Origin of the sequence: Paenibacillus sp. F4 (assembly GCF_002894905.1) — a bacterium.
GTDB lineage: Bacteria > Bacillota > Bacilli > Paenibacillales > Paenibacillaceae > Paenibacillus > Paenibacillus polymyxa_B.
On sequence record NZ_POVS01000008.1, the window covers coordinates 156,940 to 170,083 of the forward strand.

Consider the following 13,144-nt stretch of genomic DNA (forward strand, 5'->3'; position numbering starts at 1 on the left):
GCTCCTTCATACAATTGCAAAGGGTGAGCTCCTTGATTATGACATTCGGATTCATGCGGAATTGGAGCTATTAAGACGGGTCGGAGGTGAAAGAGCTCATGGGCAGAACGAGGCCAGAAAATAATTTGTATGTGGCTTGTGAAGAAATGGATTTCATATGGCCTATGGATGATCTTGCGGAGTTTCGCGATATGTGGCGCAAAGGATGCGGAATAGAGGAAATTCGTGAGCACTTTGGGCGTCAGAGCTGGCAAGAAGTAATTATTATTGCATTGGATCAGGTGCGTTGTGGATATATCAAGCCGCGTCCTGACGTGCTGACAGTGAAGGGAGTAAAGGCATGAGCATATACGGGAACAGGGGTATGGGGTTTGAAAACCTGATTGAGTTTTCCAATGAACGGTACGAGCATCTTAATGTGGCAGTGATTAATAAACGTCCTACGCCAGTCAAGGTAACGAAGACCAGCGGACACAGGGTTAAGGACGGATATTTCGAAAAATCCTCCACCGTGGATTATGACGGGGCCTACAGAGGTCGGGCAGTGGCGTTTGAAGCAAAGTCTATTAAAACCTTGTCACGCTTCCCGCTGGGCATGCTGGAGCAACATCAATATGATTACTTGGAAAAGCAACACCGAATAGGTAAGGGGATAAGTTTCCTGCTTATAGAATTTACCGCTTTTCGAGAAACGTACTTGCTGCCTTTTCAGTCGTTGGCGTTTTTCTGGAGGGAATACAATGGGTCAGGACCAAAGTCGATAAGCAAAGACGACTTAAATATTTACGGTTACCTGGTCCCTACTGGACGCGTGCCAGTCGATTACCTTAAAGCAGTAGACAAAGTATGGTTTGTTGATTAGGCCCCGGTATGGACAGAGGCCGCAGCCCTCCACAGCCGTTAAACCAAACATATGTACTTATAAATTAATTATTTGGAGGTATTTACATGATTAATCGTGTTGAATTAAGCAAGCTGGTACAGGGTGGTTTACAAGAAAAATTTAATAAAGAGTGGGATCGTGTCATGAAAAATATTGATGATCCTAATACATCCGCAACGGCTGCACGCAGCATCACAATAACGGTGAATCTTAAACCGGACGCAAAACGGAAAACCATTAATTCCACTGTTGCCACCAAGTCAACCATAGCGCCAGATAACCCATTGGATACCACCTTTATCATGGGTACTGACAACGCTGGGAATGTGGTAGCAAAGGAATTGATTTTCGGTGAAGAGGATCAGTCGTTTTTTGATAATGAAGGTACTGTCCGCACTGGTACTGGAGAAGAGGTTGACCCGGAAACAGGGGAATTAAAGTCCGGTACAGGTAATGTGGTTAGCTTTAAATAATATAAAACCAAAAAATAGGAGGAATTACAAATGATTAAAGAAGCAATGCAGTATATCGCGGGTTTGGCAAATAAGGAAATTAAAGAGGTTGGCGGACAAATGTTTTCTACTGGTGCATTGAACACGATTGAAGAACCAACAACTACCACGCTGAAAGTTAACACTCTTTCCGCAATGGTCACGTATCTGAAAGAAAACTATGACAAGGTAGACCCCGTGTTGGTCCATGTACTTAGTGAAACTGACGTGCGAGTTATCAGCACCTTCAACCGAGACAAACGCCGCAACGTGTTGGTAAATGCATCCGCTGTACTTCCAGATATTAATTTTGAACGCTTCATGGATGTAGAGAGCTTCAACATCCAATTACAAGCCTGCTTTGTAAAAAACGATGATCGGGATGTTGTGCTGAAGCTGGTAGGGAACGTTAAGGAAGAAACAGGCAATACCTACGCAGACGATGGGGTAACGCAACAGGTAACAGCCAAAAGCGGGGTCGCCAGTCTTGAAAAAGTAACGGTTCCTAATCCCGTTAAACTGAAACCGTACAGAACGTTTATTGATATCCCACAACCAGAATGTAGCTTTGTGTTCCGTTTGCAAAATGGTCCGAAAGCAGCCCTGTTTGAGGCGGACGGTGGAGCATGGAAGCTACAGGCCATGGCAAGTATTAAGGAGTTTCTAGAAAAAGAACTGAAAAATGAAATTGAATCCGGTTTTGTAACCATCATTGCTTAATACATCCTTGGGGCGGCTAAGGCTGCCCCTCTACCAAGGGAGTGAGAATATATGCCGAATGCAAATGGTTGGCTTTCGAGAGACGAGGTAAAACGGATCAATGTTCCCGTGCTGGTACCGGACAAGGACGCACAGCGGGGCAAATGGCACAATGGACTGCCTCCGGCTGGAGGGTTATTGCTTACGCGAACAAGCTGCGTAACCATGAATTGTCCGGTAGCGGAAAACGAAACGCCTGTAGCATACATGTACAATCCAAAGCACCGATCCGAATACCGATATGCCCCCTTCTACTTCCGCACTAAAGAGCAACTAAATCAACTAAATAGTGAGGGAACGGTATGACTCAGTTGGAATTTAACTTTTATTCTGCTGAGGTTGTACAGGAAACACCGGATTTGCGAAAAGGGATGGATGGAAAACTATTGAACGGATGTTTTTACGAGCGAAGCACTGGAGATTTTGTATCTTACGTGCAGGGGCGGCGGCATCACGTTTTTGATACGGGAATTTTACAAAATGATTGGATGGAGCGGACGAAACGGGACCGCTGGATCGAATAGACCGCCCCCAAGGGCAGAGAGGACATAACACATTTTAGCCCCATAGGGGACAAGAAGGAGGGGCAACCCTCCATAAGGGGGAGAGACACAATGCATCCCCTATACCAAAGGAGAGATAAGAAATGGATATGAACTTAATCATTAATAACCAATTGGCAGCATTAAACGAAGAAGGTTATGTAGAGAAAATCATTAAGAAGCAACTAGAAGACACTATCAAGGACATTGTTGAAGATTCTTTGCGGAGCTGGAGCGATTTCGGAAAAGGGTTGAAGGAAGCAGTACGCAATCAACTTCAGATTAATTTGGAGAACCTCGATATCCCATCTTACAACCATATAATTCTAGACGTAATAAAAAGCGAAGTGGAAAAATCCATTCACGATGTCGGCGTTGCCAAGATGCAGGAAAATCTTCAAGAATTGCTTGGAACCAAAAGAGAAGAAGTCAATTTTTCTGAGCTTATTAAAGAAATGGTTGAAGATGAATGCGAGTTGAATGAACTTGATTACGAGGAAGTTCAAGAGATCACAGTCCATGTCGATGCTGATAGACGGGTTCTGTCGTTCATCTATTTTGATCCCGAGCCAGATAAGTCCAAATACAATTGTAAATATCGCCTTGTCCTTGATAAAGAAGGCTACATCAACAGTGTAGAAATTTCCGATAAGTCGTTCGACAAAAAAACGATCATGGGTGGTTTGTATGGCCTTGAAGCGACTTTGTTTAAGCTATATACGCATGGGTCAAAAGTCATCATGGATGATTACGAAACAGAATTCAGCAACCCCGAGTACGAATAGGATAATTCGAAGCGATTTAGAGGGATGAGGCATAACAGCCTCTTACCCTATACCCCTATATATAAGGAGAGTGAACAGTCATGAAGATGGATATACAAAAACATGTGATTGATATGTTGAGATCGGCAAAGACGGTTTTCGTTGCTCAGGATAAGGAGGGGAACGGATTGGCGATTGATCCGCATGATGCACTCGGTTTGTTAGACTCACTCCAGCAGCAGGTAAATGGCTTAAATGAGGAAAGCCTAGCTAACTTCCAAACGGCTGCTGAGAGAGGAAAACAGTTGGCAGAGAGGGACCGGACAATAGCAAGGTTGCAAGAAATGTTGGGCAAAGCGCAAGAAGAGTTACAAGATTTAAAGGATGGAGAATTTTCAACCCTTGGCGTTAACGAAGCTACTGGATTCAAAGAGAATGACCCCGTTGTACATCGTCAATACGGAGAAGGTCGGATTATTTGTACAACTGAATCTGATATTGCTGTTGTGTATTTTAACGAAATACATTCTGCACGAAATGTATGGGTTAGCGAGCTTACAGCATTAGAAGAGTAACCACCAATACAGGGTGTAGGTAACACCTGTACCGCTAAGGAGGAATTTATATATGAATATATTACGCACGTTAGAGCTATTAAATAAGTATTCCAAATGTCCTGATTGCGGAAGCGAGCATGTTGCCAACGGGGCAGGGACCTTGACTGTAGAAGATGATATTTTCATACGTACATGTAAATGTGGTTGGAGTGTAACGGTTAAAGATAAGGAGTGAATGAGTTGCCTAAATTCAAACATCTTGTCAAAATGCCTGGTCCTCCAAAGGTGAATATAGAGCAAATACGTAAGGAATTTGAAGGCGGTAAGGTTTCATACTGGAAGAGCGTAGCGGGGATGCTGATTGAAGAAATAGACCGGATGAAGATTATCATGCAGGAGTCTTCTTCTGCTTTAACCGACACAATTAGGAATTCAGACGAACTTATAGAGGATCATAAGCAGATAGCACGTATGTGGCATGATAAATACATGGAGCTGCTACAAAAATATGAAGGATGAACACAACAAAGCCCCCGCAACCTTGGCAGGGAGCACGGGGGCATATGTTTCAACACATCACCTATAAATTATAACATAGGTGAGGGGAAGTATATATGAAGCAAAGAGCTACACAATTAACACTAGGGTTGCCAGTTATGGACAGTGAACAAACCCGCCGCCAAGTGGAGGAGCATTTGGAAACTGTCCGTATATATCGGCAAATGGGATTGATCCGGCGCGAGGTAAGCAATACACCTAGTTATGAACCAAGATTCCACGGAAGCACGAACGCTATTAGTAAACCAGCGGAATCTGCTGCTGTGTGGAACGTAGATAAGGAAGCGGAACTGGAACAAAAGTCTATTTTACTTGATAAAGCCATGTTACGGCTAAGTCGAAAGGAAAGCGAGTTATTACGTAGGCGCTATCTGGAAGATGAAGACGTATATGATTATAACGTATGTAATGACATGCACATAGGGGAAAGGACATTCCGCCGTATAAAGGCTCGTGCTTTGTATAAGCTAGCCTTTGGTCTACGACTGGAGGTATTGATTGATCCGCCTCCTGAAAAAGTGGCCGCTAAGTGAAACATTTTTGGCCTATTAATGGCACGCCGTTTTGAAACTGGCATGATATATTTGTAACGTGGAAATGAAAGGAACAAGTGTAGGGCTGGCTAATGAGCTGGTCCTTTTTTTGTGCCTTTTTTCTATAAAACTATCTAGGAGGAATCAAATATGAGTACAGAAGCAAGCGCAGTAAAAAACGGCGGATACGGGTATCTGGATAAGAACGGTATTTTCAAGGTAGTTAGTACAGAGGTAGATGCCAAGAAGCAGAGCGCTGACGGTAGAGTTGTGGGCTTTGCTGGTCCACACGCATACGGCAACCCTGTTGTCCCTACAGGTACAGGAGAGTATGACCAACTGGCTATCACACTGCATAAGGACGGTAGCCTCACTGAGAGCGAAGGTTTCACCATCCCGTCTCATATCGGCAAAGTAGTTTTAGAGCTACAGTAATACCTTACCCGGCTTATGCCGGGCTTGTGGTGCATACAGGACTATGGGCGGTTCGATTCCGCTGTGTGCCATTTATTAATTGGGGGAAGACATATGTTTAAATCAACCAAGCGTCAAGGATGTGTATGGGGTAACTGGACAGGAACAAAACAAACATGCATGTGGGTGAATTGTAGAAAGGGATGATGTTATGAACGGACTGACCAAAGAGCAGCGAGAAACATTTGAGGACGCTATTCGCAAGCTACATGAAGCTGCTGCCGCTATGTGGAATAGCATCAAAGAATCATTTGCCCCTCTGATTGAAGCATTTAGAAAATTTACAGCCGACGATCTGAAATGGCTATATGAATACAGCCCACACATTTCTCCTACATACATGAAGCTTAATTATCGGCAAAGGCTACAGCCTCAAGTGATTGATCGTCGGCCTTCACGCATTGTAGCAAGGAGTAGGTGCTAACATGCCAAGTAGACCTAAGCGCCAATGCGCCCGTCCGGGCTGTCGTGAGCTTTCCACAGATACTTATTGTGTGAAGCATAAGGTACAGCATGTCCAACAGATAGAACAGCAGAGAGGGACAGCAGCGCAGCGAGGATATGACCACAAGTGGAGGAAGACGCGCATAGGATTTCTGCGCAAGCATCCATTATGTGTGGGTTGTCTTGCCGTTGATAAGCTGACACCCGCAACTGTGGTTGACCACATAACCCCCCATAAGGGAGACAAGCAACTGTTTTGGGATCGGAAGAACTGGCAACCGCTGTGTAAGCAATGCCACGATATCAAGACGGCCAAAGAAGATGGAGGTTTTGGAAATGGAAACTAATACGGATCAAATCATTGTTGTGAGTAATGAATTTCTGTTGGTTGAGGCTGGTACAGATGGGATTCATTCGAAAATCCATCCCTCGGCCTTTTTATCGCAATGGCATGCGAATTGTTTTCAAAACGAGCTTGGTAACATAACCGACCGCTATATCGGTCGTCCAGTAGACTTCTTTGTCGTATATAGCATGGCTGAACTCATACAGGACTTGATATCTAAATACCAGTCTGTAGAGTGGATCATCGTATGATAAAGCGTACTGTTGATGCCCCACCTAAGACCCCACCGGGCTATCACACCGCTAGGAGCCGTAGAGATGAAAGGATAGGCTATATACAGCGGCATTGGCCTAATCTGCATCCAGGCGCCGTAATGACAGAGTATGAGCGCATACATCATGTGTTACGCCTATCAGAGCAGTACGATAAGGAGTGTGACGAAAGGGGGCCTTATTATGGCTGATATCTATGTGCATACCGTACAGCCTATAGACGACCGAACAAACCACATCATATTGGGCCGTAGATCAACAGGGCGTTTCACTGCTGTAGTGGTGCGGTTGCGTTGGTGGGATAGGTTGCTAGGGCGTTCTCTGTTTGATAAGACTATCGCCAAGGCTGCACGTACTCAACGTGTGTGCGATATAGTCAATAAGCACGGAAGAGAGAGGGATAATGCATGATCATTAGATGCGGTGAGTATGAGCATGAAGGTACACCACAGGAGCTGATAGAGTACGAACGGCTGAACGATGACCATTCAACTGATAAGGATGTAAGAGTAAGCACCCACGTGGTAGCTACAAACTTAATCAAGCTGTACATCGAAGTTAAAGAACCCTGTACAGTGCAAGATATAAAAGCGAAACTTGCAAGTGAATTGGATAAAAGCTTATCAAAATATTTTAAATTAAAATAAAATATTATTTTTTAAAAAAGGGGAAGGGGGGTCAAATTTCTAAAATATTTTTTGGAATAGACCGCGTCCCCATTAAGTGCAAAAAAAGTTCCTGAAATCAAATTTAGGGTACGCGAAGGGGGTGAAGTGACGTTTGGGCAGAAATCCGAAGCCGCTGCATCTGATTGAAGGTCATTTAACAAAAAAACAAAAATTTGACCGTGAAGAAAAAGAACAGAAAATTAACAATCGGTTGAAGCGAGACAAAATCCGTCCTCCTACTTGGCTCGGTAAAAAAGCAAAGTCTATGTTCCGTGAATTTGTTAAGCAGTTGGAAGAAACAGAGCTGCTCACTAATTTGGATGTGAATGCTTTAGCTCAGTATTGTGACCTACACGAGCGAATGCTTGAGTTACGGCAGGAGGTAGACGAAAAGGGCTACACATTGATAAATGAGAACTCGCGCGGTGGCATTACCTACGTCACTAATCCTGCGCTTACCTCTCTTAATGCAACCATCAAATTGATGCAGGCATATGAAGCTAAATTTGGTTTCACGGTTTATGATCGTACCAAAATTGCATTGAAGGACGAAAAACCTCAAGAACAAGATCCGGTAGGCAAGCGATTTGGTGACATATGATTTTTGATGAACTTGTTCTGTATTCAGAGATGGTTTTAAACGGTGAGATAGTCGCTTGTCAGAAGCATAAGCGAGCCTGTGAACGTTTTTTGAAAGACTTGGATCGGCAGGATACCGATGAATTTCCTTATGTGTTTGTCGAAGAATATGCTGAACGTTTTTTAGACTGGATGAGACTGTTCAAACACCGCAAGGGAGCATTGGCGGGTCAGTACATTGAACCCCATATCATTCAAAAGTTCGTGTTCGGTAATATTTATGGATGGGTACACCGGGAAACAGGGTTGAGACGTTTCAACAAAGCCTATTGGCAAGTAGCGCGTAAAAATGCTAAATCTCAATCGCTTGCCTGCGTAGGGTCATACGAAACCATAGCCTTTGGAGAATATTCTTCAGAGGTTTATTGTGCTGCAACGAAAAAGAAGCAGTCAAAAATTGTATGGAATGAAGCCGCTGCAATGTTGAAAGGCTGCGCCGCCTTGATCAAACGAGGGACGATTAAGATAGCAAATGGATTAATCCAACATCTCAAAAGCGAATCTTTTATGGAAGCTTTGTCCAAAGAGGATGGAAAAGAAGGCGACGGTACAAACGTACAATGCGGAATTGTCGATGAATATCACTTACACAAGACAACGGAATTTTATGACGTCTTGGTATCCGGTATGATAGCGCGGGAACAGCCGTTACTAATGATCATAACAACAGCCGGGCGGAATCTAAATAATCCATGTTATCGCATTGAGTACAATTATGTTTCCAAACTGCTTGATCCGAATGTTGACTTGGACAATGACGAGTATTTTGCAATGGTAAACGAACTGGACGATGGTGACGACATTAAGGACGAACGTAATTGGCCTAAAGCTAATCCGATTGTCACTACTTATCCGGCTGGTATAAAAATGTTGCGTAGTGAATTAAAAATGGCATTGGCTGACCCTGAAAAAATGGTCAACTACAAAATAAAAAACATGAATTTGTGGGTGGATGCTAAACAGAGTGGATATATGGATATGTCCAAATGGAAAGCATGCGGTGCATCCGATGAAAATCCAATGCCTGATACGACGGGATTAGAAGTAATCGCGGGTATTGACTTGTCCAGAACAATAGATTTGACGAGCTGTTCCTTTGAAATTCAATTGCCAGATGGAAGGTTAGCCGTGTTCAGCCATTCATTCATGCCAGAGGACACATTGAAGGCGCGGAAACAAACGGATAAGATGCCGTATGATTTGTGGGTCGATCAAGGATGGATCACCATCACACCCGGTTCTGTCGTGGATTATGACTTTATCATGCAGTATATTCCTACAAAAGCGGAGCAAAATGGGTGGAAAATCAAAGAAATTTGTTACGATCCGTACAATGCAACCCAGTTTTCAAATGCCATGCAGGCAGAGGGTTATGAAATGATCGAAATACGCCAGGGTATCAAAACGCTGAATTATCCTTCCAAAAACTTCAGAGACGAAGTGTACAAGCAAAACGTGATTCATGAAAACGATCCGGTTCTTGGTTGGGCAATGTCGAATGCAGTTACCAAAGAAGATGCCCAGGGCAATATCATGCTCGACAAATCCAAGAGTATTGAAAGAATTGACCCGGCTGCAGCGTTGATAAACGCACATGTAAGGGTAGCGGTTCCAGAAGACGGAGACGACCTGAATCAACGGATTCTGAGTGATGATTTCTCCTTATAGGAAGGGGGTGTAACTATTGGGAAGACGGAGAAATTGGCGTTTCTGGGAGCGTAGATCGGATGACAGTGTATCAACCTGGACTAAACCGACAAGATGGTTTTTGGACTGGCTGGGAGGCAGGGAAACAAGCAGCGGCGAACGCGTGAGCAATAGCAATGCAATAAAAAACTCAAATATATATACCGTTGCTTCAGTGCTTGGCGGGGACATTGGCAAGCTGCCTGTTCAGGTATTCCGAAAGCGCGGCGGGAAAATAGCAAAGGACCCGGATCATCCTGTTGCCTATCTGCTGGGGACTCGATCCAATCCGTTCATGAGTGCCTATACGTTCAAGGAGCTGGCTATGGTCCACCTGGTGACATGGGGTAATTTCTACTCCTACATTGAGTGGGATGAAGTGGGGATGCCAAAAGCATTGTGGCCGTTAAACCCTGCACAAACAGACGTGTCCGTGGATTGGGCCACTCATGAAATATGGTATCTAACGACACTTCCAAGCGGGGAACAACGGAAAATTCCAATGCAGGATGTTTTGCACCTGAAATTGTTGAGTACAACCGGCCTGAAAGGTATGACGCCAATTGCGGCCCTACGGGAGAAGCTTGGAACGCAGAACGCTATGGAAAAATTCTCATCCAAGTTTTATAAGAATGGGACATCCATTGGTGGAGTGCTTAAGACGGACCAGAAATTAGATACTCCTGCCAAAGATCGAACGCGTGAAGAGTGGAACAAGCTGTACACTGGATTGGACAAAGCGCACCGGATTGCTGTGCTGGATGCCGGTCTTGATTATCAAAGCATTGGCATGCCGTTGAAAGATGCGGAATTCATTGAAACGCAAAAATTCGGGATATCCGAGGTGGCGAAACTCTATAAAGTACCGCCTCATAAATTGGGGTTGCTCGACAAGGCCACGTTTTCAAACATCGAGCATCAATCCATTGAGTATCTGAAAAATACGCTTCAGCCGCATATCACCAACTGGGAACAAGAAATCAATTTCAAGCTGTTCACCAGAAACGGACTGCGAGACAAAGGGCGCTATGCCAAGTTCAATGTCACCAGTGAGCTGCGGGGCGACAGCACAAGCCGGGCAGCGTTCTACAAAGAAATGATTCAGATGGGCGTTTACACCATTAATGAGGTTCGCGAGTTGGAAGAGCGGGACAACATCGGAGACATGGGCGATAAGCATTTAATTCCGCTGAACTGGACCACACTGGACAAGCTGGAACAAGTACAAACCGGAACAGATCCGGGGAAGGGGGGTGAAGAAACTGAGCCAGATAAAAGCGAAGGATTGGGACAGACGGACACTGACCAACAAAGTGGAAGTGCGGTCGGAGGGTGAAAGTAATTCGGTTCGCATTGTAGGTTACGGGTCAAGGTTTAATGTATGGTCCCAGGATCTTGGCGGATTCATTGAACAAATTGACCCGAGCGCATTTGATGAAGCGGATATGACCGATGTTCGGTGTTTGATTGACCATGAAACCGGAAAGATATTAGGCCGGACCACATCGGGAACGCTGTCCTTAACCGTGGATGAATTTGGTCTGAGATATGACGTTGATCCACCTGACACAAGCTATGCAGAGGACTTGATAAAAGTCATGAAACGCGGTGATATCAATCAATCCAGTTTCGGATTCCGAGTGGACTATGAGAACGATGGTGACGAGTGGGTATACGATTCGAACACCGGCATATACAAGCGAACCATCCGGAAGATTAAACGGGTTTTTGATGTTAGTGTTGTAACCTACCCAGCCTATACACAGGCTGAATCTCTTGTATCGAATCGTAGCCAAGAAAGCTATGAACACGAATTACGGCGAATGACAGAAACCGAAATATTAAAAATCCAACTTGACCTTTTAGGATTGTAAGGTCATTTTTTTATGCCCAAAATACGAAAGCGAGGAATTTTAAATGGACCCAAAAGAAAGAGAACTGCGCCAACAATTGGCTGCTCTAAAAGAAAAAGCTCAACAACTGATCAATGACGGAAAAACCGATGAAGCAAGAGCGATTGTCAAAGAGGCAGAAGGTATTTCCGCACAGATCGAAGTGGTTCGCAGCCTGAGCGGCATTAGTACACCTCCTGTTACACCACCAGCCGGAAACGTTGATGAACCAGGGGACGATGAGGAACGCGAGGAAAAGCGGAAGGAAGATCGTAAAGGCGCGACATACCGTAGCGCGTATGAAAAGTATCTGAAGTTTGGTCGTAATGCGGACATGACGGATGAAGAGCGTAAAGCGTTCAAAGATGCGCAGAGCGAAGCCCGTTCCATGGTTGAGGGCGAAAAATCTGCAGGCGGCATTCTTGTTCCTGAAGATGACAGCAAGGAAATTATTCTGCAGAAGAAATCCAAGAAATCGATTCGAAACCTGGTTGCCGTGAAACCTGTCGGTACGCTCTCTGGTAGCCGTCCAAAACGCCGCGGCACGGATTTGAAGATGAAAAACTATGACGAGAAAACGCCAATCGATAAGATGGAGACGCCGGAATATACAGACGTTAAATACAAAGTGCATAAGTACGGCGGCATCTTTGAAGCTACTAACGAACTGATCGATGATTCAGCGGTGGATATCAGTACTGAGGTCAAAGATTGGTACACCGAAATCTCTTTGAACACTGAAAATGATGAGGTGTTCAACGGGATTGGCGGCGAGAATTCTTGTGAAGGTATCTTCGTAAGTACCAAGTACGCAACTGTTCCAGTTCCGGCAGCTGGATTAGATGTGAAACTGCTCCGTAAAGTCAAAAACAAAGTTGATGCGGCGTACCGTTTGGGTGCCAAATGGGTGATGAACACAGCAGCAACAGAAGCCCTTGCTGATTTGAAATATGCTGACGGGCGCAGCGTTTTGGTTCCAGACCCTACCCAGGCGGATGTCTTTAAGTTGTTCAGTTACCCAGTTGAGGTCTTTGACGACATCAAGACCGAGAGTAATACAACCAAGATTGCTTTCGGTAACTTTGAAGAGGGATATTTCTTCTTTGACCGGAAGGTTTTGGAGGCCAAAACAACAGACGAAGGCGGGGATGCCTTCGAGAATGACACCACGCTTACGCGCATTATTCAACGTTTCGATGGTAAACCAGCTAACGAGGATGCCATTGTTATTCTGACTGGTGTTCCAGTAGAAGCCTAATACTTAGGGGCTTAGTCCCCTGAAAGGAGGAAACAGCATTGAGTTATTTGACAAAAAACCATGCAACACCGGATAAGCTAACAATTGGCGGGGAACTCGCCTTTGTGGGTGACGGAAAAATCACTAAGGATGGAACGCCTGTTAATTTGGGTGGCTCTGCTCAGTTGGCCGATGGATCTGTTACTACTGCAAAATTGGCGAACGGTGCTGTAACAGTAGCCAAGCTGGATTCAAGTTTAACGAATACCATCAACGGCAAACTAACAGCCACAAAAGCAGCAGCAGTACCGGACACAGCAGCAACGGACGCGGCTGGTGTGCTTGCCGAACTGCGCGATTTAAAAACTAAACTCCGCGCAGCGGGAATTTTAGCGTAAG

23 protein-coding genes are annotated in these 13,144 nt (G+C 44.7%); all 23 read left to right on the forward strand.

Annotated features, from left to right (window positions below; genetic code table 11):
* Nucleotides 1-98: 98 nt before the first annotated feature.
* Entirely contained in the window at nucleotides 99-344 is a 246-nt protein-coding gene (locus tag C1T21_RS06580) for a hypothetical protein (protein ID WP_103047673.1), read from the forward strand.
* Nucleotides 341-862 carry a Holliday junction resolvase RecU gene (locus C1T21_RS06585; protein ID WP_103047674.1) on the forward strand — a complete coding sequence of 174 codons (522 nt, stop codon included), beginning with the start codon at nucleotides 341-343 and terminating at the stop codon, nucleotides 860-862. Before C1T21_RS06580 ends, C1T21_RS06585 begins: the two co-directional genes overlap by 4 nt.
* A gap of 86 nt (nucleotides 863-948) precedes the next feature.
* Entirely contained in the window at nucleotides 949-1,356 is a 408-nt protein-coding gene (locus tag C1T21_RS06590) for a hypothetical protein (RefSeq protein ID WP_103047675.1), read from the forward strand.
* A 30-nt stretch (nucleotides 1,357-1,386) separates the two neighbouring features.
* A complete protein-coding gene (locus C1T21_RS06595; RefSeq protein ID WP_103047676.1) occupies nucleotides 1,387-2,094 on the forward strand; it encodes a hypothetical protein in 708 nt (235 codons plus the stop codon).
* A 51-nt stretch (nucleotides 2,095-2,145) separates the two neighbouring features.
* Nucleotides 2,146-2,439 (forward strand): hypothetical protein, encoded by a 294-nt coding sequence (locus C1T21_RS06600; RefSeq protein ID WP_103047677.1) that lies wholly within the window; start codon nucleotides 2,146-2,148, stop codon nucleotides 2,437-2,439.
* Complete coding sequence (locus C1T21_RS06605; protein WP_103047678.1) at nucleotides 2,436-2,657, forward strand: hypothetical protein; 222 nt, start codon at nucleotides 2,436-2,438, stop codon at nucleotides 2,655-2,657. The genes C1T21_RS06600 and C1T21_RS06605 overlap by 4 nt, the downstream gene beginning before the upstream one ends.
* 122 nt (nucleotides 2,658-2,779) lie before the next feature.
* On the forward strand, nucleotides 2,780-3,460 hold the full coding sequence (locus C1T21_RS06610) for a hypothetical protein (protein ID WP_258012381.1): 681 nt from the start codon (nucleotides 2,780-2,782) through the stop codon (nucleotides 3,458-3,460).
* An 80-nt stretch (nucleotides 3,461-3,540) separates the two neighbouring features.
* The gene (locus C1T21_RS06615) at nucleotides 3,541-4,014 is read left to right on the forward strand and encodes a hypothetical protein (RefSeq protein WP_103047679.1); all 474 of its coding nucleotides are present in this window, start codon (nucleotides 3,541-3,543) and stop codon (nucleotides 4,012-4,014) included.
* 52 nt (nucleotides 4,015-4,066) lie between these two features.
* Entirely contained in the window at nucleotides 4,067-4,231 is a 165-nt protein-coding gene (locus tag C1T21_RS06620) for a DUF3797 domain-containing protein (protein ID WP_103047680.1), read from the forward strand.
* A 5-nt stretch (nucleotides 4,232-4,236) separates the two neighbouring features.
* Nucleotides 4,237-4,515 carry a hypothetical protein gene (locus C1T21_RS06625; RefSeq protein ID WP_103047681.1) on the forward strand — a complete coding sequence of 93 codons (279 nt, stop codon included), beginning with the start codon at nucleotides 4,237-4,239 and terminating at the stop codon, nucleotides 4,513-4,515.
* Between the two features lie 95 nt (nucleotides 4,516-4,610).
* Nucleotides 4,611-5,087, forward strand: a complete 477-nt coding sequence (locus C1T21_RS06630) for an ArpU family phage packaging/lysis transcriptional regulator (RefSeq protein WP_103047682.1) — start codon at nucleotides 4,611-4,613, stop codon at nucleotides 5,085-5,087.
* 150 nt (nucleotides 5,088-5,237) lie between these two features.
* Nucleotides 5,238-5,522, forward strand: a complete 285-nt coding sequence (locus C1T21_RS06635; protein ID WP_103047683.1) for a hypothetical protein — start codon at nucleotides 5,238-5,240, stop codon at nucleotides 5,520-5,522.
* A gap of 190 nt (nucleotides 5,523-5,712) precedes the next feature.
* On the forward strand, nucleotides 5,713-5,985 hold the full coding sequence (locus C1T21_RS06640; RefSeq protein WP_103047684.1) for a hypothetical protein: 273 nt from the start codon (nucleotides 5,713-5,715) through the stop codon (nucleotides 5,983-5,985).
* Between the two features lies 1 nt (nucleotide 5,986).
* Nucleotides 5,987-6,352, forward strand: coding sequence for an HNH endonuclease signature motif containing protein (locus tag C1T21_RS06645; RefSeq protein WP_103047685.1), 366 nt, complete (start codon nucleotides 5,987-5,989; stop codon nucleotides 6,350-6,352).
* Entirely contained in the window at nucleotides 6,342-6,602 is a 261-nt protein-coding gene (locus tag C1T21_RS06650; RefSeq protein WP_103047686.1) for a hypothetical protein, read from the forward strand. The genes C1T21_RS06645 and C1T21_RS06650 overlap by 11 nt, the downstream gene beginning before the upstream one ends.
* 204 nt (nucleotides 6,603-6,806) lie before the next feature.
* Nucleotides 6,807-7,034, forward strand: coding sequence for a hypothetical protein (locus tag C1T21_RS06655; protein ID WP_103047687.1), 228 nt, complete (start codon nucleotides 6,807-6,809; stop codon nucleotides 7,032-7,034).
* Entirely contained in the window at nucleotides 7,031-7,270 is a 240-nt protein-coding gene (locus C1T21_RS06660; RefSeq protein ID WP_103047688.1) for a hypothetical protein, read from the forward strand. The genes C1T21_RS06655 and C1T21_RS06660 overlap by 4 nt, the downstream gene beginning before the upstream one ends.
* A 133-nt stretch (nucleotides 7,271-7,403) precedes the next feature.
* Nucleotides 7,404-7,892 (forward strand): phage terminase small subunit P27 family, encoded by a 489-nt coding sequence (locus C1T21_RS06665; protein WP_053324988.1) that lies wholly within the window; start codon nucleotides 7,404-7,406, stop codon nucleotides 7,890-7,892.
* The gene (locus C1T21_RS06670; protein ID WP_103047689.1) at nucleotides 7,889-9,598 is read left to right on the forward strand and encodes a terminase large subunit; all 1,710 of its coding nucleotides are present in this window, start codon (nucleotides 7,889-7,891) and stop codon (nucleotides 9,596-9,598) included. The genes C1T21_RS06665 and C1T21_RS06670 overlap by 4 nt, the downstream gene beginning before the upstream one ends.
* 16 nt (nucleotides 9,599-9,614) lie before the next feature.
* On the forward strand, nucleotides 9,615-10,952 hold the full coding sequence (locus tag C1T21_RS06675; RefSeq protein WP_103047690.1) for a phage portal protein: 1,338 nt from the start codon (nucleotides 9,615-9,617) through the stop codon (nucleotides 10,950-10,952).
* A complete protein-coding gene (locus tag C1T21_RS06680) occupies nucleotides 10,870-11,490 on the forward strand; it encodes an HK97 family phage prohead protease (protein WP_258012382.1) in 621 nt (206 codons plus the stop codon). Before C1T21_RS06675 ends, C1T21_RS06680 begins: the two co-directional genes overlap by 83 nt.
* A gap of 43 nt (nucleotides 11,491-11,533) precedes the next feature.
* Complete coding sequence (locus C1T21_RS06685; RefSeq protein ID WP_103047691.1) at nucleotides 11,534-12,766, forward strand: phage major capsid protein; 1,233 nt, start codon at nucleotides 11,534-11,536, stop codon at nucleotides 12,764-12,766.
* A gap of 38 nt (nucleotides 12,767-12,804) precedes the next feature.
* Entirely contained in the window at nucleotides 12,805-13,143 is a 339-nt protein-coding gene (locus C1T21_RS06690; protein ID WP_103047692.1) for a hypothetical protein, read from the forward strand.
* Nucleotide 13,144: the final 1 nt, after the last annotated feature.

What these genes read in the sequence shown, in the direction of transcription:
- C1T21_RS06585 (WP_103047674.1), top strand. Translation starts at nt 341, where the DNA reads ATGAGCATATACGGGAACAGGGGTATGGGGTTTGAAAACCTGATTGAG.
- C1T21_RS06660 (WP_103047688.1), top strand. Translation starts at nt 7,031, where the DNA reads ATGATCATTAGATGCGGTGAGTATGAGCATGAAGGTACACCACAGGAG.
- C1T21_RS06670 (WP_103047689.1), top strand. Translation starts at nt 7,889, where the DNA reads ATGATTTTTGATGAACTTGTTCTGTATTCAGAGATGGTTTTAAACGGT.
- C1T21_RS06645 (WP_103047685.1), top strand. Translation starts at nt 5,987, where the DNA reads ATGCCAAGTAGACCTAAGCGCCAATGCGCCCGTCCGGGCTGTCGTGAG.
- C1T21_RS06640 (WP_103047684.1), top strand. Translation starts at nt 5,713, where the DNA reads ATGAACGGACTGACCAAAGAGCAGCGAGAAACATTTGAGGACGCTATT.
- C1T21_RS06635 (WP_103047683.1), top strand. Translation starts at nt 5,238, where the DNA reads ATGAGTACAGAAGCAAGCGCAGTAAAAAACGGCGGATACGGGTATCTG.
- C1T21_RS06685 (WP_103047691.1), top strand. Translation starts at nt 11,534, where the DNA reads ATGGACCCAAAAGAAAGAGAACTGCGCCAACAATTGGCTGCTCTAAAA.
- C1T21_RS06600 (WP_103047677.1), top strand. Translation starts at nt 2,146, where the DNA reads ATGCCGAATGCAAATGGTTGGCTTTCGAGAGACGAGGTAAAACGGATC.
- C1T21_RS06610 (WP_258012381.1), top strand. Translation starts at nt 2,780, where the DNA reads ATGGATATGAACTTAATCATTAATAACCAATTGGCAGCATTAAACGAA.
- C1T21_RS06590 (WP_103047675.1), top strand. Translation starts at nt 949, where the DNA reads ATGATTAATCGTGTTGAATTAAGCAAGCTGGTACAGGGTGGTTTACAA.
- C1T21_RS06620 (WP_103047680.1), top strand. Translation starts at nt 4,067, where the DNA reads ATGAATATATTACGCACGTTAGAGCTATTAAATAAGTATTCCAAATGT.
- C1T21_RS06605 (WP_103047678.1), top strand. Translation starts at nt 2,436, where the DNA reads ATGACTCAGTTGGAATTTAACTTTTATTCTGCTGAGGTTGTACAGGAA.
- C1T21_RS06655 (WP_103047687.1), top strand. Translation starts at nt 6,807, where the DNA reads ATGGCTGATATCTATGTGCATACCGTACAGCCTATAGACGACCGAACA.
- C1T21_RS06580 (WP_103047673.1), top strand. Translation starts at nt 99, where the DNA reads ATGGGCAGAACGAGGCCAGAAAATAATTTGTATGTGGCTTGTGAAGAA.
- C1T21_RS06630 (WP_103047682.1), top strand. Translation starts at nt 4,611, where the DNA reads ATGAAGCAAAGAGCTACACAATTAACACTAGGGTTGCCAGTTATGGAC.
- C1T21_RS06595 (WP_103047676.1), top strand. Translation starts at nt 1,387, where the DNA reads ATGATTAAAGAAGCAATGCAGTATATCGCGGGTTTGGCAAATAAGGAA.
- C1T21_RS06650 (WP_103047686.1), top strand. Translation starts at nt 6,342, where the DNA reads ATGGAAACTAATACGGATCAAATCATTGTTGTGAGTAATGAATTTCTG.
- C1T21_RS06615 (WP_103047679.1), top strand. Translation starts at nt 3,541, where the DNA reads ATGAAGATGGATATACAAAAACATGTGATTGATATGTTGAGATCGGCA.